This is a genomic window from Parabacteroides sp. ZJ-118 (assembly GCF_011038785.1).
Classification (GTDB): Bacteria; Bacteroidota; Bacteroidia; order Bacteroidales; family Tannerellaceae; genus Parabacteroides.
Map to the genome: position 1 here is coordinate 177,857 of NZ_JAAKDT010000002.1, position 17,807 is coordinate 195,663.

Annotated in this window: 13 protein-coding genes; 12 read left to right on the top strand and 1 reads right to left on the bottom strand. The window is 51.6% G+C overall.

What is annotated here, in order from left to right; genetic code table 11:
- Positions 1–4: 4 nt before the first annotated feature.
- The 10 genes from G7Y39_RS01620 to G7Y39_RS01665 are packed head-to-tail and all read left to right on the top strand — an operon-like array spanning position 5 to position 14,704.
- Positions 5–580, top strand: coding sequence for a ferredoxin (locus tag G7Y39_RS01620; protein ID WP_165154419.1), 576 nt, complete (start codon positions 5–7; stop codon positions 578–580).
- A gap of 4 nt (positions 581–584) precedes the next feature.
- On the top strand, positions 585–1,868 hold the full coding sequence (locus tag G7Y39_RS01625; RefSeq protein WP_241159939.1) for a 4Fe-4S binding protein: 1,284 nt from the start codon (positions 585–587) through the stop codon (positions 1,866–1,868).
- A complete protein-coding gene (locus G7Y39_RS01630) occupies positions 1,865–3,703 on the top strand; it encodes a PQQ-like beta-propeller repeat protein (protein ID WP_165154421.1) in 1,839 nt (612 codons plus the stop codon). The genes G7Y39_RS01625 and G7Y39_RS01630 overlap by 4 nt, the downstream gene beginning before the upstream one ends.
- A 1-nt stretch (position 3,704) precedes the next feature.
- The gene (locus G7Y39_RS01635; RefSeq protein ID WP_165154423.1) at positions 3,705–6,116 is read left to right on the top strand and encodes an NAD(P)H-dependent oxidoreductase subunit E; all 2,412 of its coding nucleotides are present in this window, start codon (positions 3,705–3,707) and stop codon (positions 6,114–6,116) included.
- Entirely contained in the window at positions 6,100–7,062 is a 963-nt protein-coding gene (locus G7Y39_RS01640; RefSeq protein WP_165154425.1) for a 2Fe-2S iron-sulfur cluster-binding protein, read from the top strand. Before G7Y39_RS01635 ends, G7Y39_RS01640 begins: the two co-directional genes overlap by 17 nt.
- 16 nt (positions 7,063–7,078) lie before the next feature.
- The gene (locus G7Y39_RS01645) at positions 7,079–8,224 is read left to right on the top strand and encodes a PQQ-binding-like beta-propeller repeat protein (RefSeq protein ID WP_165154427.1); all 1,146 of its coding nucleotides are present in this window, start codon (positions 7,079–7,081) and stop codon (positions 8,222–8,224) included.
- Between the two features lie 38 nt (positions 8,225–8,262).
- On the top strand, positions 8,263–8,931 hold the full coding sequence (locus tag G7Y39_RS01650; protein WP_165154429.1) for an ABC transporter ATP-binding protein: 669 nt from the start codon (positions 8,263–8,265) through the stop codon (positions 8,929–8,931).
- Positions 8,928–12,101, top strand: a complete 3,174-nt coding sequence (locus G7Y39_RS01655; protein WP_165154431.1) for an FtsX-like permease family protein — start codon at positions 8,928–8,930, stop codon at positions 12,099–12,101. The genes G7Y39_RS01650 and G7Y39_RS01655 overlap by 4 nt, the downstream gene beginning before the upstream one ends.
- 20 nt (positions 12,102–12,121) lie before the next feature.
- On the top strand, positions 12,122–13,411 hold the full coding sequence (locus tag G7Y39_RS01660) for a PQQ-binding-like beta-propeller repeat protein (RefSeq protein WP_241159940.1): 1,290 nt from the start codon (positions 12,122–12,124) through the stop codon (positions 13,409–13,411).
- 21 nt (positions 13,412–13,432) lie between these two features.
- Positions 13,433–14,704 carry a PQQ-binding-like beta-propeller repeat protein gene (locus G7Y39_RS01665; protein WP_165154433.1) on the top strand — a complete coding sequence of 424 codons (1,272 nt, stop codon included), beginning with the start codon at positions 13,433–13,435 and terminating at the stop codon, positions 14,702–14,704.
- A gap of 203 nt (positions 14,705–14,907) precedes the next feature.
- Here the strand turns inward: G7Y39_RS01665 and G7Y39_RS01670 are convergent, their stop codons facing one another.
- Positions 14,908–16,194 carry an O-acetylhomoserine aminocarboxypropyltransferase/cysteine synthase family protein gene (locus G7Y39_RS01670; RefSeq protein ID WP_165154435.1) on the bottom strand — a complete coding sequence of 429 codons (1,287 nt, stop codon included), beginning with the start codon at positions 16,192–16,194 and terminating at the stop codon, positions 14,908–14,910.
- Between the two features lie 178 nt (positions 16,195–16,372).
- Between G7Y39_RS01670 and G7Y39_RS01675 the strand changes: the two genes are divergently transcribed.
- Positions 16,373–16,834 (top strand): Lrp/AsnC family transcriptional regulator, encoded by a 462-nt coding sequence (locus G7Y39_RS01675; RefSeq protein WP_165154437.1) that lies wholly within the window; start codon positions 16,373–16,375, stop codon positions 16,832–16,834.
- 132 nt (positions 16,835–16,966) lie between these two features.
- The gene (locus G7Y39_RS01680; RefSeq protein ID WP_165154439.1) at positions 16,967–17,782 is read left to right on the top strand and encodes an MIP/aquaporin family protein; all 816 of its coding nucleotides are present in this window, start codon (positions 16,967–16,969) and stop codon (positions 17,780–17,782) included.
- The last annotated feature ends 25 nt before the right edge of the window (positions 17,783–17,807 follow it).

Genomic DNA, 17,807 nt, shown 5'->3' on the forward strand with positions numbered 1-17,807 from the left:
GAATATGAAAGAGAAGAAAGATCAACCTAAGAATAGCCCGATTAAGCGGCGGGAGTTTATCCGGCTTTGTGGTTCGGTGGTAGCCGGAGGAACGATCCTTGCGGTGGCCGGCGGCATGTCTTGGAAGGTGAAAGGGGAAGATGCTAGCCTGTTTTGGCAAATCGATCCGAACGTATGTACGCAATGCGGACGTTGCGAGACCCATTGTGTATTACCGGTTTCGGCAGTGAAGTGTATTCATGCGAACAAGGTATGCGGTTACTGTGATTTATGCGGTGGATACTATCGTTCGAACGTGAAGGATTTGAATACGGCCGCCGAGAATATGATGTGTCCTACGGGAGCTATCCAGCGTAAGTTTGTGGAGGATCCCTATTTTGAGTATACGATCGATGAGGATCTATGTAATGGTTGCGGCAAATGCGTGAAGGGATGTACTTCTTTCGGCAATGGCTCGCTCTATCTGCAGATTAAACAAGACTTATGTTTGAATTGTAACGAATGTCAAATATCTACCGTATGTGCGTCGGGGGCTATCACGAGAGTCCCGTACGCTACGGCTTATAAATTGAAAGGGTAATCGGATGAGGAAGTTGTTATCAATAAGCGTCTTGGCATCCTTGAGGGGAATGTCTCAAGCGCAAATCCGGTTCCCGAAACCGGATTTCGAGTCCGGTTATCAGTATCCAGAGTTGAGTTATGTTGTGCCCAACGAGACCTTGTGGGTGTGGCTGGATATCTTTATGCTGATACTCTTAATGGGCATCGTAACGTGGGCGGTTTATAAGAAGCGTACCCGGCGACCTATATTCTGGATATCGGTGATCTCGGTGGCCTATTTTGGTTTTTTCCGGAGTGGCTGTGTGTGTAGTATCGGATCGATCCAGAATATAGCGTTGGCTATGGTAGACTCTACGTATCATTTGCCATTGACGGTATTATTGTTTTTCATCTTGCCGGTGCTGTTCGCTTTCCTGTTCGGGCGAGTGTTTTGTGCCGGTGTGTGTCCGTTCGGAGCTTTGCAGGAATTGGTGAACGTAAAGAATTACCGACTTTCAAGGGCGGTTACAGTAGCGTTGGGGATGATCCCATGGCTGTATCTGATATTCGCAATTTTGTATGCGGTGACGAGAAGTCGTTTTATCATTTGCCAGTTCGATCCGTTTATTGGTATCTTCCGTTTAGGAGGTGATGTGGGGCTTATCTTGTTCGGGGCTTTATTGTTGATCCTGTCTGTTTTCACGGGAAGACCGTTTTGTCGATTCTTATGTCCTTATGGGGCGTTGTTGAGTCTTTTCTCTTCGGTATCTATCTGGAAGATCCGTCTTACCCGGAAAAACTGTATCAATTGTGAGCTATGCCATAACTCCTGTCCGGTAGATGCGATCCGTGCGCCGTATGCCAACAAGGTGAAGGAGAAGCGTACCGCAGGTGTACGAAGGCTAGTGGGTTATCTGGCTATATTACCGCTACTGATTGTATCGGGGGCATTTTTAATGCGTTCGGCGAGCCCGGATTTAAGCCGTGCGAATAAGGAGGTACGTTTGTATGATCTGGTGGAGGAACATGAGGCGAATCCGGAAGAGGAACTCTCATTGGAGCTGGAAGCTTTCTATGGGCAAGGTCGTACCATGGAGGAGCTGGCGAGTACTTATGAGGCGAAACAAGAAGAGTTCCGTTTTTACTCCACAGTAGCGGGAGCCTTCATCGGCTTGGTGATTGGACTCGCCCTGATCCGGCTTTCCGTGAGGCGTACCCGTAAGCGATATGAGATCCATCATGCGGATTGTGTCGCTTGTGGAATGTGTTTCAGTTATTGCCCCCAGAATAAGCCTAGTGTTGAATCGCAGAAATTATCAGAATCATGAACAAAGATATCTACAGAAATGTAGCCGCTATTACGGCTATATTTATCATCTCGTTATCCGTGATGTTGATCACGAACTATTTTCAGGTGAGAGGTGTCTCCCCTCTCAAGATGGAGGTTGTGGAGACCTTGAAGCAATTGAACGATACGAGCTCGGATAATCTGGAATTACAGGAACAGATCCGGCAATTGGATTTATTGGCTCGCCGAGCCTACTTTATACAGGCGGATCACTTGAAGCTAGGTGTTTATATCTTGCTGGGAATGGTGCTCGTGTTCGTTACTAGTTTACGTTTTTATTTCAAGGGAGAGATGCATATTCCAGATAAAGAGATCGACCCGATCGATGAATGGATGCTGAAGTCTAAATCTCGTAAATACATAACGTGGGGTACGCTTGGACTGGTAGTAGTCGCTTTATTGTTTGTATGTTTGTCTTCTCCTTTCTTGAAGACGGATAAGACGGATGGAGAGGCCGCAGAGACCTTGTTGGCTGAGAATGCACAAGCGGTGGATGACAGTGAGATTGCTGAGACACCTCTTAAACCGGAAGTCCCGGCGAATGAACTCGACATGATCGACGAGCATGTGCCTGCGGAAGCGAGAGATACGATAGATGATACCACTAATGATGCGACTCTGGCCAATGAGGTTCTTCCGGCAGTTAGTGAAGAGCCTCGGCCAGTTGTCTCTAAAGTTACGCATAATGCGTTTCGGGGAAATAACTCGAATGGTATTTCCGCTGCCAAGGGTATTCCTGTGAAATGGGATCTGGGGAGTGGAGTGAATATCGCGTGGAAGAAAGAGGTTCCCCGTCAAGGCTATAATTCTCCGGTAATCAATGGTAATCATGTGTTCTTTACAGGGGCTGATGATAAGGCTCGGGAACTGTATTGCTATGATTTGACAACCGGTGAACCCCAGTGGAGTTTGGAGGCTACCGATATTCCCGGCTCGCCTTCTGTTCTGCCGAAGGTAACGGAAGATACTGGATTGGCTTCTTCCACGGTAGCGACCGATGGGGAACGAGTTTGTGCTGTTTTTGCTACTGGCGACGTGATTTGCGCTGATATGGAGGGTAAGCGTTTGTGGGGAAAGAATCTCGGGGTTCCCGATAATCATTATGGATTCGCCTCCTCGCTTCTTATTTGGGGTAATACGCTTTTCATACAGTATGATAATAATTCGGATCCGAAATTGATCGCCTTGGATGTGGCTACCGGCAACCAGCGCTGGGTGAAGAATCGGGCGGGTAAGAGTTGCTGGAGCTCGCCTGCGATCGCATACGTAGATCAGAAACCGCAGTTGATCTTGATGGGGAATCCTGCGATCACCGCTTATAATCCGGCTTCTGGAGAGCAATTATGGCAGGTGGATTGCATGGGTGGTGAGGTTTGCTCTTGCCCGTGTAGCGTTGACGGCGTGATATTCGGAGCAAACGAGTATGCGAAGCTGGTGGCTATCAATGGTGCGGACGGAAAGATATTATGGGAAAGCTCGGACTATCTGCCCGAGGTGTCTAGTCCGGCGGCGACGAAAGATCTTCTTTACATAGCGACAAGTTATGGTGTCTTGGCGGCCTATGATACCAAGACCGGAGCCTTGGTGAAGGAGCATGAGTTGAACGTGGAGTTTTATTCTTCTCCGATGATCGTGGAAGGTAAGCTTTATCTTTTCAGCAATGACGGGAAGATGCATATCTTCTCCACGGATAAGGAATTCAAGTTACTGGCCTCTTTCGAGACCGGCGAACGTACGATGGCCACTCCCGCATTTACGGATGGAAAGATCGTGGTGCGTACGGAAAAGAGTATTTATTGTGTAGCGGCGAAGTGATATGGCATGTCATGATTGTAAAAATAACGAAGGGCAGGCCTTGGCGGTGATGATCGCACGGGTGGATGCGATCATCGACCGGGTCGGTACATCACGGCGGTTTATCATCCCATTGTTGCAGGCTTTACAGGATGAGTTCGGCTATCTGCCTTCGGATGCCTTGCATAGAGTATATGAGCGGACGGAGATCGACCGGGCGCAGATGATCAGCGTATCGACCTTTTATTCCCAGTTCCGCCACATCCCTTACGGCAGGCATATTATCAAGGTATGTACCGGTACGGCCTGCCACGTGAAGGGGGCGAACAACGTGTACGATGCTTTCAGGCGGGAACTGAACATTGCGGAGGATAGTGTTACGACAGGTGACCAAAAGTATTCCATCGAGAAGATCGCCTGTCTAGGATGTTGCGCCTTGGCCCCGGTGGTGCAGATCGACGAGAAGATATACGGGCATGTTCAACCTGGGCGGGTGAGCGAGGTGCTTGATGAGTTTGAGGCGTTCAGCCAAGAGCAGGCACAGGAAGAGAAGAAAAACTCTACCCGCCAGGCGGCGGGAGAGATTCGTTTGGGTATGGAGAACTGCTGTCAGGCCAGCGGAACCGCTGGAATTTATCAAGCGGTGAACGAGGCTTGTGATGAATTGGGGATTAACGTGAATATAAAACCGGTATCATGTGTCGGTGCGTGCAACCAAGTGCCCCTTATCGACGTGGCACTGCCGGATGGCTCTATCGTGCGGTATCCGAACGTGAGGCCGGAGGAGATCAAGGAGATCTTGCTGCATCATTTCCGTCCGGCCAGCCGGTTAAGGCGATTGAAAAACGCCCTCTTGAACCATATCGACATGTTCCATACGGATACGACCTGGGATAATATCCTTTGGAAATCGGAACAAGAGCGTACTGGTGCCATCAATACCTTCCTGGCCGGGCAAAAGCGGATCTCCACGGAGGGGTACGGTTTGATATCTCCCTTGGATATAGACGAGTATGTTACTCGGGGCGGTTTTGAGGCATTGCGGAAGGCCGTTGCCTCGATGGGGCGGCGGGAGGTTATCGACATGGTCTTGCAGAGCGGACTGCGCGGGCGGGGAGGCGGCGGTTTCCCCACCGGACGGAAGTGGAAACTGGTAGCTGCCTCGGATCGGCCGGAGAAATACGTGATCTGCAATGGTGACGAGGGCGATCCGGGGGCGTTCATGGATCGTATCCTGTTGGAGTCGTATCCCTTGCGGGTGATCGAGGGCATGCTGATTGCCGGGTATGCGGTAGGGGCCAATAAGGGAATCTTCTATATCCGTGCGGAATATCCGCAGGCCGTGATCCGTGTACGGAAAGCGATCGAGCTGTGCCGGGAGAGAAATCTAGTAGGCGAGCATATCGCCGGTAGTGATTTCTCTTTCGAGATCTCCATCTTCGAGGGAGCCGGGGCATTCGTATGTGGCGAGGAGACTGCCTTGCTCGCTTCCATTGAGGGGGAGCGGGGGTTCCCGAGGCAACGCCCGCCTTATCCGGCGGTGGAGGGATTGTTCGGATGTCCAACGCTGATCAATAACGTGGAGACGCTGAGCCAGATCTCGTATATCATTACCCATGGAGCCGAGGAATACCGACGGATCGGCACGGAGAACAGCAAGGGAACGAAGGTATTTGCCTTGGCGGGTAAGGTACGCCACGGAGGATTGATCGAGGTACCTATGGGTACTACCCTGAATCAGATCGTCGAGGAGATCGGTGGTGGTATGGAAGGAGGCGAGAGGTTGAAGGCAGTCCAGACGGGAGGTCCTTCGGGGGGCTGTATCCCGGCCGAGCTGTGTGATACGGAAGTAGATTTCGATGCCCTTACCAAGATGGGCGCCATCATGGGTTCCGGGGGAATGGTCGTACTGGGTGAGAGTAATTGCATGGTAGACGTGGCCCGGTATTTTCTCTCCTTCACATGCAATGAGTCGTGCGGAAAGTGTACGTTTTGCCGGGTAGGTATCCGCCGTATGCTGGATATTCTCGATAAGCTGTGTGCCGGGAAAGCGGAGATAGCCGATATAGATAAGCTGGAAGAGCTGGCGTTGAGCGTGAGAGAGATGGCTCTTTGCGGACTGGGCAAGACGGCGCCGAATCCAGTGCTGGCTACTTTGAAGTATTTCAGGGAGGAGTATGAGGAGCACGTACGGGGTTTCTGTCGTGCGGGAACGTGCAAGGACATGGTGAAACTAGTGATCACGGACGATTGCGTGGGCTGCACCAAATGTGCGAAAGTCTGTTCTTCCGACGCAATCCCTTATACGCCCTACGAGAAGCATTCCATTGATGTGGCGAAATGTGTCTTGTGCGGCTTATGCATGGAGGAATGTCAGTACGACGCTATACGGAAGGTGTCATTAAAATCAGAAGGTTATGGTAATAACGATTAACGATAAAGAGATAGAGGTATTGGAGGGGGAGACCTTGATTGAGGTGGCTCGCCGGGCGGGTTTTGAGATACCTTCCATGTGTTATGCGAAAGGGGCGAAGCATAAGTCCTCGTGCATGGTGTGCGTGGTGAGGGATAGCGTGTCGGGCCGGATGTTCCCTTCTTGCTCCACATATCCTACAGATGGGATGCGTATCGAGACGGATAGCGAGGAGGTGAGGCGGCTTCGTATCTTATCGTTGGAACTTTTATTGAGCGACCACCGGGCGGACTGCGAGGCTCCGTGCTCAGTCGTCTGTCCGAAGGGTTTGGACGTGGAGCGTGTATTGTATCTCTACGATGCCGCTCGTCCTGCTGAGGCCCGTGCGTTGTTGGCTTCTGTCTTTCCTTTGCCAGAAGTGGGGTGCGATACATGCAAGGCCCCTTGCGAGAAGGCTTGCCGCCGGGGCACGGTAGATCGGGCGGTGGAGATCCGTGCGATCATCAAGGAACTGGCTGCCAAGGAAGATTTGCTGGTAGAGGTTCCGTTGGAGAGCAAAGTGGACAAAGCCAGCTTCATCTCCCGTTTGGGTCGTTTCACTCCGACCGAGAAGGAATGGCTGAAAGAGACTATCACCACACCTTCCCGGTGCTTGCATTGCGCTTGTTCGGGGCGCTCGGACTGCAAACTCCGCAGGCATGCTACCGGGGTGGGCATCAAGCGTCCGCGGTACGAGGCGTCTTCTTTGTTGCCGGTGAAGGAGAGGATACACGTGAGGGGTCGGATGTGGTTTGAGCCGGCCAAGTGCATCCGTTGTGGCCTTTGCGTCTATAATAGCGAGGATGGCTTTACTTTTAGGAATCGGGGATTTGGCATGCGGGTGGTGATCCCGGAGGAGAGCCGGGTGAACGTGAACGAGGAGTTGGCCGGACTGTGTCCTACGGGTGCTTTATATCTAACGGATTAAGAGAAGGGGGACAATCATGAAGTGGTTATGTCTATTGATTGGTATGGCAGGCTTGCAGGCCGGTTGTGTGGAGGGCGAGGATACGATGGACGGTGGGGATGGCATGAACTGGCCGTTTTTCCGTGGCAACGCTTCCCTGAGCGGATATACGGATCGGTCTCTTCCAAGGAATCCTTCCTTGCTATGGAGTTATAAGAGCGGAGTTCGTACGGTATCTTCCCCAATCGTCTATGGGGGAACTACCTATTGGTGCGACAAGAAAGGGCAAGTCCGGGGGATCGGTTTGGAGGGGAAAGAGACTTTTATTTACGACTTGGGCTCGCCCGTGGAGGCTACTCCGATGGTGCACGACTCGGTCTTGTATATCGGCCGGATGGATGGATGGATGAGTGCGATCTCGCTGGAGACCTGCGACACGCTATGGAACTTCGAGACGATGGGGCAGATCTCTGCCTCCCCGAACCGGGTGGGTTTCGAGGGACGGAAGGCGATCGTATTCGGTAGCTATGATAACTACTTGTATTGTGTGGACGAGCGGACGGGACAAGAGATCAACCGCTTTGAGTCTGGCTATTATTTGAACGGGGCGGTGGCTTTGTGGAAGAAGCATGTGCTGTTCGGGGGATGCGACTCCTGGATACGGGTCATTGATTGCAAGACCGGTATGCGCACAGATTCCCTCTTGATAGATGCTTATGTCCCGGCCTCGCCCGCTATCCGGGGCGACTATGCGTATGTGGGCGACTATGCGGGGGACATTTATGAGTTAAACCTGGAAGGCGGAAAGATTACCCGGCAACGAAAGGTATTCGTGGCGACGGATGAGGGAGGCTCTTTCGTCTCGGTGCCTGCCGTTACGAACGACAGGCTGTATGTTTTGTCTGGCGATCGTCATTTATATGCGATCGACAGGATCGATGGGACGGTGAGCTGGAAGTATCTCTTGAAGGGTCGCGTCGGGGAAAGCTCACCGGTAGTGTGCTCCGACAAGGTGATTGTATGCACGAAGACGGGCATCGTCTCCATCTTGGATGCAAAGAGTGGAGTGTTGGAATGGGAATATGATACGGGCGAGCAGATCATAGGCTCTCCGGCTATCATCAAGGATCATTTCTTCATCCTCACAGCGAAGGGGACGTTGTTTTGTTTTGGAAATAATTAAACATATGGCGGGCAGTGACGTGTAAAATAAGAGGATATATGGCATTGATAGAATTACAGGGAATAGAGAAAAGCTATCGGGACGGCGAGAATCGTCTGAACCATGTGCTGAGAGGTGTGAATCTGGAGCTGGAGGATGGTGAGTTTATCGCCGTCAAGGGAGCTTCGGGTTCGGGGAAGACCACCCTGCTGCGGATACTTGGTGCCGCAGAGCTTCCGGACAAGGGCACTTACCGGATGGGGAATATGGAGGTGCGAGACCTAGACTGCTTGCACATCGTGCGTAACAAGGACATCGGCTTCGTCTTTCAGGATTATCGCCTGATGCCGCAATACACGGTGTTGCAGAATATCCTGCTTCCCACCTTGGCCACCGCCGACGAGAGCCGTCCGGAAGAGGTGGAATACGCACGTCGGTTGATGGAACTCACCCATATATCTGCGCTGGCCGACCAATATCCCGCCACCTTGTCGGGAGGCGAGGCAAGCCGGGCGGCCATCTGCCGGGCCTTGATACGTAAACCCCTGTTGCTACTGGCCGACGAGCCTACCGGACAGCTCGACCGTGCGAACGCCTTGAACATCGTATCCCTCTTCGTTGAGATCAACCGAAGCTTGGGGACGACCATCGTAATGGTGACACACTCCGACGAGACCGCGTCGTTCGCCCGCCGTATCCTAACGCTGGAGGGAGGAATCTTACGATGAGGCAACGACAGCTTTTGTATCGGAACATATGCTATTTCGCCCGTTATTACCGCTTGGTGGCCGTGGCGGCGGCGATCACCGTGGCCGTCATCGTAGGCAGTCTGGTCGTCGGTGATTCGGTTCGCATGACGTTGGTCCGGCGGGTTACGGAGCGCTTGGGAGATACCGAGACGGTTATCTTTTCCCGTAACTCTTTTATATCTGACTTGATCCTTTCCGCTTCCCCACTGAGAGAATCAGCTCGGGGAGTTTTGCTGACCGACGGTTTTATCTCCCGTGGCGGCAGGTTGGTTCCCGTGTCCGTATGGGGTGTCGATGATCTTTCGCTGCCGGAAGGCTCGGCCAAGATCAACCCGGCTTTGTCGGAGGAGCTGGACTTAGAGGCTTCCGAGGATCTGGTGCTTCGCCTGCCGGCTACTGGCATGGTTCCGTCTGGCTCTCTTTTTGTGACCAAGAACTATACGACCAGCCTGCGCTTGTTCAACGGGGGGATCCTCTCGGTGGAAGAGGGCGGCAACCTGAGTTTTAGGAATGAGCAAACACTCCCCCTTAACGTCTTCGTGAGCCGGAAGTTCTTGGCGGAAGCGCTGGACGTGGAGGGAAAGATCAACTTGATACGGACGGACAGACAGGTATCCTCTACGGAATTGGACAGTATATGGAATCCCGGCTTATCCGGGCTGGAGATACGGCGAAAAGCGGACTTTACGGAGATCTCTTCCGACCGGATATTCTTGCTAGGGCAGGCCGTGGAAACGATCTGCCGGGATAACCCAACTTCGAACCGCCTGTTCTCCTACCTGGCCAATTCCATAGAGCGGGAAGGTGTTGCCTCGATCCCTTATTCCTTCATTACCGCCATGGATCGCTATAAGAATCATACCCTCGGGAAGGACGAGGTATTGCTGTCCGATTATGCCGCCGGTCGCTTGGGCGTGCAGCCGGGCGATACCTTGCGGATAAGCTATTATAAATCGGAGGGATTGAAGCGGCTGGGCGAAGATACCCTCCGGCTACGGGTGAGACAAATCGTCCCCCTCTCCGAATGGCTGGCCGACGGTTCCTTGAGCGCCGATTTTCCCGGCCTTTCCGACGTGGAGCGATGCACGGACTGGGATAGCGATCTCCCCATCGATATGGATCGGATCACCGACGAGGATGAACGCTATTGGAACCTATACCGTAGCGCCCCGAAAGCGATCGTGGCCTACGATGCCGTCTCTACCGATTGGGCGAACGCCTACGGCAACGCTACGGCGATCCGTATCTCCGGAGCGGGCGCCGACTTGACGGGCCTTCATCCGGATATGTTCGGTATCCAGCTGACGCATCCCCGGGAGACGGGGATCTATGCCGCCCGTAATGGGGTGGACTTCGCCGGATTGTTCCTTGCCTTGGGGTTCTTTATCATTGTATCTGCCGTGTTGCTTATGTTGAATCCCTTGTCGGAAATGTTGTATCAGCGCCGTCATGAGATCGACTTGCTGCGATCGATAGGCTATTCCCGGAAACGTATTGTGGATATGCTGTGGAAAGAGTCTGCCCCGGTAGTGCTGCTCGTCTCCGTAGTGGGTGTGGTCATGGGACTCTTATATACGGGGCTTGTCATGTGGCTGCTGGGGGGAGTATGGCAAGGGGTCACGCAGACAGACGGCTTTAAGGTCTACCCCGGCATGTGGACGCTCGTGGGCGGTACGTTGGTGAGCGTCGGGCTCTCCTTGGGCTTCCTCCGGTGGGCGATCGTACGGGCGTTGCGGGAAAGAAGCCGCAAGGTCTGTCCGCCCCGGTCCTCTTTACGGAAGAAGAGAATCGGGGTGATCGTGGCGAGTATGCTGACGATCGCCATAATCGGCGTAAATGTATGGCTCCTGCGTTCTGTTCCTCTTTTCATGCTTATCGGTGCCGCATGGATCGTGACGGCGGCGTTAGGAGGCGACTATTGGGTTGCGAGAAAAGGATCCGAGCGTTCTTCTGTATTAAACCGAAGCCAATTGGTTTGGAGTACTATATATGCGAACAGGAAACAAGCTCTGTTATCTTTCTTTGCGCTCTCTATCGGAACCTTTATCGTGTTTTCGGTAGGCTTGAACCGGAAGGGATTCGGGGATAGCTCACAGATACGTGCCGGTACGGGAGGATACAGCCTTTGGTGCGAGAGTAGCGTTCCTGTCTATTACGATTTGTCTACGTCCGAGGGTAAGGCGAAATTATCTCTTTCCGATTTACCGGAGGATACGGAGATCCTGCAATGCCTGCGCTATAACGCAGATGATGCCAGTTGCCTAAACTTGAACAAGGTAACGACCCCTACGGTACTAGGGGTAGATATGAAAGCGTTGTCGAATAGTGATTTCCGGATTGAGCAAACGATTTATGGAGAAAGCGAGCTCATTTTCGAACGGATGCGTGAGTGTACGGACGACGTGTACCCGGCCTTGGTGGATGCTACGGTGTTGACTTGGGGTATCGGTATGGATCTGGGAGATACACTATATTATAAGGGAGATCTGGGGCAATCGGTCGCGATACGGTTGGTGGGTACCTTGTCTAACTCTGTATTCCAAGGGAATGTCTTGATAGACCAAGCCTTGTTCTCCGAGATCTGGGCAGAGACAACCGGTAGCGAGGTGTTCTTGCTAAAGATCGGGGAATCTCGGAAGGAAAAGGTAAAGACGCTCCTTTCGCAAGCCTTGAGCGAATATGGTGTGCAGGTAACGACCACGAACGACCGCTTACGGCAATTCAATACGGTAACGGATACCTATCTGACTATCTTCATGACGTTGGGAGGATTAGGCTTGCTGTTGGGAATCTTTAGTTTCATCATCGTCATTCGCAAGAATCTGGCGATGCGTGGTGACGAGATTCGCTTGTACCGTATATTGGGTTTCCCCGATCGGGTGATCGAACGGATCTTTTGCGAGGAGAACATCCTCGTCCCGTTATATGCGATCTTGGCGGGAGTTATCGGGGCCTTGAGCAGCGTGGGCGTCAATTTTCCGAACGCAGGGAGCGCTGCTTGGCTGTTGGCTTTCTGCTTTACGCTGTTCTTCGTAGGATGCGTCATCGGGTTTGTCCGCAGGCTGGTGAGGCAGGAGGTAAGAAGATCGAAACTGGATATGGATGGAGAGGCGCCTAAAGCTAGTGTGCTTAATGAAAGGAATTATTAGTAACTTAAATCAGATATAAAATGAGACAGAATGGAATGTGGAGAATAAGTTTAGGAGGCATGTGTATCGCCATGGCTTGCCTTGCCCTCACGGACGTGAAGGCGCAATCGCCTTATGGCTGGCGGGGGCCGGAACGGAACGGTACCTATCCGGAAACGGGGTTGTTAAAAGAATGGCCTGTGGGCGGCCCGGAGTTGTTATGGGAAACGATGGAGCTGGGGAAGGGATATTCCAGCCCGGTGATCGTGGACGATCGTTTGTATATTACCGGTATGGATGCCGAAGGAACGCAGGAGATCTTTTTCGCATACTCTCTGAACGGGAAGAAATTGTATCAGACCGCCTATGGATCGCCTTGGGCAGATTCCTATCCGGAGACCCGTACCACCCCTACCATAGAGAATGGGAAAGCGTATTTGATAAGCGGATCGGGTGAGATCGTTTGCTTGGATACGGCGGATGGCGAGATTGTCTGGAAAGTAGACGGCGGCAAGAAGTTCGAACGTATGACCGGGAAGTGGGGTACGTCTGAATGTCCGTTGGTATTCGATAACAAGGTGATTTATACGCCGGGAGGAACTCAGACTACTATGGTGGCCTTGGACGCTGAGACGGGAGAGACCGCGTGGAAAAGTGAGCCTTTGGGAGAGCATAGCTCGTATACTTCCCCGCTCTTGATCATGAATAACGGAAAGATGAAGATCGTGGGCGTGACCGGGAAGAGCGTTTTCGGCGTGGATCCGGAAACGGGTAAGATCGAGTGGACTTTCCGTGATTGGGGACGTTCTCCGGAAGACTTGGCGAAAGGTTTTGAGTCGATCGCCCCCAATACCCCGCTTTACCATAATGGTCGCCTTTTCGTTTGTAACGGCTATAACATGGGCTCTTTTATGTTGCGCTTGAACGTAGATGCTACCAAGGCGGATCTGGTATGGAGGAACAACGATTTGGATACGCATCATGGTGGCTTCGTGTTGGTGGATGGTGTGATTTATGGATCCAACTGGATCAACAACGGTTCCGGCAACTGGGTAGCCGTGGATTGGAATACCGGTGAGACCAAATATGATATGCCTTGGCCGGGAGGCAAGGGAAAGGGCTCTATCATCACGGCGGACGGTATGTTGTATTGTTATGACGAGCGCCGGGGAACGGTGGGCTTGGTTCGCCCTAACCCCGAGAAGTTCGACGTGGTGAGCGAGTTCCGTATCACGAAGGGCGTAGGTCCTCATTGGGCGCATCCCGTTATCCATGAGGGCATCCTTTATATCCGTCATGGCAATGCGTTGATGGCTTTCAAGATTAAATAACAAATATAAAAATAGATGAATATGACTACAGTGAAAAAGATGAGATGGTATGGTCTAGGCATCGTCATGGCTTGCCTTGCCCTTACGGACGTGAAGGCGCAATCGCCTTATGGCTGGCGGGGGCCGGAACGGAACGGTACCTATCCGGAAACGGGGTTGTTAAAAGAATGGCCTGTGGGCGGCCCGGAGTTGTTATGGGAAACGATGGATGCCGGTAAAGGCTATTCTAGCCCGCTGATCATGAACGATCGCTTGTATATCACGGGTATGAACGAGGATGAGACTCAAGAGATCTTTTCCGCCTATACCTTGGATGGAAAGAAGGTGTATGAGGTGCCCTATAGCGCACCTTGGGACGATACCTATCCGGAGACTCGTACCACGCCGGCTATCGATGGCGATAAGGCGTATGTGATCAGTGGCTCCGGTGAGATTGTTTGTCTGGATATTAAGGAGGGTAAGATCGTATGGAAAGTAGACGGTGGTACGCTTTATGGCCGTAAGACCGGCAATTGGGGAACTTCCGAATGTCCCTTAGTCTATGATGATAAGGTGATTTATACCCCGGCCGGTGATCAAACCACGATGGTGGCTTTGAACAAGAACACCGGTGAGCTGATCTGGAAGACCAAGTCGTTTGGCGACACGGGGGCTTACGTCTCCCCGATGTTGATCAGTTATAAGGGGAAACGTCAGATCATCGGCTCCACGGCAAAGCATGTGATTGGCGTGAACCCGGATGACGGAACGGTCGAGTGGTCGTTCGCTGATTGGGGTCCGAAAGAGGGTAAATGGGCCAATATCGCCCCGAACACCCCGCTGTTCAAGGATGGTAAAATCTTCTTCTGCCACGGTTATGATATCAACGGTGTCATGCTCCAGCTGAGCGAAGATCTGAAAAGTGTCTCAGTCGTTTGGCGCACGGACGTACTGGACACACACCATGGCGGTTACGTGGAGGTGAACGGCACAATCTATGGTTCTAACTGGATCAACAACAACCAAGGCAACTGGTGCGCGATCGATTGGAATACGGGAGAGAAAGGCTATGAGACCACTTGGTCGGGAGGCAAGGGCAAAGGCTCCATCATCGCCGCCGACGGCATGTTGTATTGCTATGATGAGCGCCGGGGTGCCGTGGCGTTGGTTCGTCCGGATCCTGCGAAGTTCGATATCGTCAGCGAGTTCCGTATCACGAAAGGCGTAGGACCGCATTGGGCGCATCCGGTTATCGTGAATGGCGTGTTGTATATCCGTCACGGGTTTGCTCTTATGGCATATAAGGTGAAGTAATAGAGTAAAGGCTTTTAGCTCTTTGACCGGGAATCTTTAGCATTCCCTCCTTTATGTATTAGCGTTCTCTTCTTGAGAGGCTGATCTTCTAACGACTGTTACATGATCATCCATCAACTGATAGATGGTCATGTAACAGTTGGTGGATGATCGCCTAACCGATAATCAAAGACATGCGCTATCGGTGTCACCGGATTGATACGCTATATTTTAGTGAGCGCTTGCTCCAAGTCCGCCATCAAGTCGTCTATATGCTCTGTCCCGATGGAAAGGCGGATCGTGCCCGGATAGATCCCTTGTTCTGCCAGTTCCTTTGCGTTGAGTTGCGAGTGGGTGGTGCTGGCCGGGTGGATGACCAGTGATTTCACGTCCGCCACGTTCGCTAACAGGGAGAATATTCCCAGGTTATCTATAAAGCGATGCGCGTCCTCTTGTCCGCCTTGTATCTCGAATGTGAAGATCGATCCCGCCCCGTTCGGGAAATATCGCAGGTACAGGCCGTGATTCGGATGATCGGCCAAGGCCGGATGGTTTACCTTCTTTACTTTCGGGTGGCTCTTCAAGAATTCCACTACTTTAAGGGCATTGGCTACATGGCGTTCCACTCGCAAGGAGAGAGTCTCCAAGCCTTGTAATAAGATAAAGGCATTGAACGGGCTGATTGCCGCCCCGGTGTCACGTAGCAATACGGCACGGATGCGAGTCGCATAGGCAGCGGGGCCTGCGGCATCTACGAAACGTATGCCGTGATAGCTCGGGTCTGGCTCGGTCAGTTGCGGGAACTTGCCGGAAGCTACCCAGTCGAACTTGCCGGAATCTACGATAATCCCACCTAATGAGGTCCCATGGCCGCCGATAAACTTGGTGGCCGAATGGACTACGATATCTGCTCCATACTCGATCGGGCGGATCAGGTAAGGTGTGCCGAAGGTATTATCTATGATCAATGGAATATGATATTTATGTGCGAGCGAGGCTACCGCCTCTATGTCGATGAGGTTCGAGTTCGGGTTACCCAAGGTCTCGATAAAGACCGCCTTGGTATTCTGTTGGATCGCTTTCTCGAAGTTCGAGAGATCGCTCGGATCTACGAACGTGGTCGTCACGCCATAAGCCGGCAACGTGTGTGCCAGCAGGTTGTAGCTGCCTCCGTAGATCGTCTTGGCGGCTACGATATGATCGCCCGCGCGGGTGATATTCTCGAAGGCATACGTAATGGCGGCAGCTCCGGATGCTACCGCTAATGCGGCTATGCCTCCCTCAAGGGCGGCGACACGTTGCTCGAAGACGCTTTGCGTGGGATTGGTCAGTCGTCCGTAGATATTCCCCGGATCTTGCAGACCGAAGCGAGCGGCCGCGTGAGCCGAGTTATGGAATACGTAAGAGGTTGTTTGGTAAATAGGTACCGCACGCGAATCTGTAGTCGGATCGGCTTGCTCCTGTCCGGCATGAAGCTGTAAAGTCTCGAAATGCAAATTCTTTCTTTCCATGATCGTATGCTTTAATAGTTTGTTTGTTCTTGAATTATTTTCCGGCAAAAGTATAGGAGATGGAAATATCAAACAATATATTAGGGAAATACGGGAAATAATTCTATATTTGAACGCTTATAAAGAATAAAGCGAGTAAAAGAAAGATAAAAAGAACCTCATAAAAGAATATTTTTCCATGGACACTCTGGATAAGATCGATTTGCAGATTCTCCGGATTCTTCAAGAGAACTCCCGGCTGACGACCAAGGAGTTGGCGGCTCGCGTGAGTTTGTCCTCCACGCCGGTGTTCGAGCGTCTTAAACGCTTGGAGAATAACGGTTATATAAAAAAATACATAGCCGTGCTGGATGCCGAGAAGCTGAATCAAGGCTTTGTCGTATTCTGCAGCGTGAAGCTTATCCGGTTAAACCGGGATATCGCGGTGGAGTTCACCCGCATTATCCAAGATATCCCTGAAGTGACGGAATGCTATAATATATCCGGCGACTACGATTATTTGCTGAAAATACATGCTCCCAACATGAAATATTACCAAGAATTTATCTTGAATGTGTTAGGCACGATCGATAGCCTTGGTTCCTTGAGAAGCACTTTCGTGATGGATGAGGTGAAGCACGCGTATGGAATCCATATTTAAGATCATCGTTTATTTCGTGATTACATCCGTTATTTTCGTTTTAAAGAACACTTAGGTTCCTCCCTTATATCGATCTGTTATATTTGAGTTGAATTTACATTATGATTATCTAACGAAATATAAAGATACCAGATGAAAGCATTTGTAGGAGAATTAATCGGAACTTTTGTATTGACACTGTTTGGTTGCGGATCTGTGGCCGTGGCCGTATTGTTCGGAGAGTATGGCAGTATATTTCAGATCGCTCTGGTTTGGGGCATCGGGGTAACGTTGGCCATTTATTTAACCCGTTATTTATCTTGCGCTCATTTGAATCCGGCCGTCACGGTGGCTATGGTGTTGAGCAAACGAATGAAGGCGAATAAGTTGGCTCCCTACTTGTTGGCTCAGTTTGTGGGTGCCTTCTTGGCGGGAGCCGTATTATACGGATTACTGTCGCCTACTATTTCCGCTTATGAGTTGGCACATGGCATTGTACGCGGGACGGAGGCTTCCGTTGATACGGCTCGCATGTTCGGCGAGTTTTATCCAAATCCCGGAGATGGTATAGCTGTGGTTTCCATGCCCTTGGCGATGGTGGCTGAGGGATTTGGTACTTTCCTTTTAGTGATGTTTATTTTTGCCTTGACGGAAGGTTGCAATGTAGGTCGTCCGAGTGACGCCCTGGCACCGGTGTTTATCGGTTTGTCGGTATCATCTATTATCTGCTTGGTCGCCCCATTGACACAGGCAGGTTTGAATCCCGCCCGTGATTTTGGCCCTCGTTTAGTCGCTTGGCTGGCGGGTTGGGGAGGAGCGGCTTTCCCGGATGCCTGCGGAGGTTTCTTCTTTGTCTATATTCTAGCTCCGATTGTAGGTGGGGTGGTGGCGGCCTATGCGCTTGTCTATGTGATAGAGCCTCTGATTGGTAAGAAGGGCAGCTCATGCGAATGTGAGGAACAAAAATAGAATGACCGTAATAAACGAAATGGAT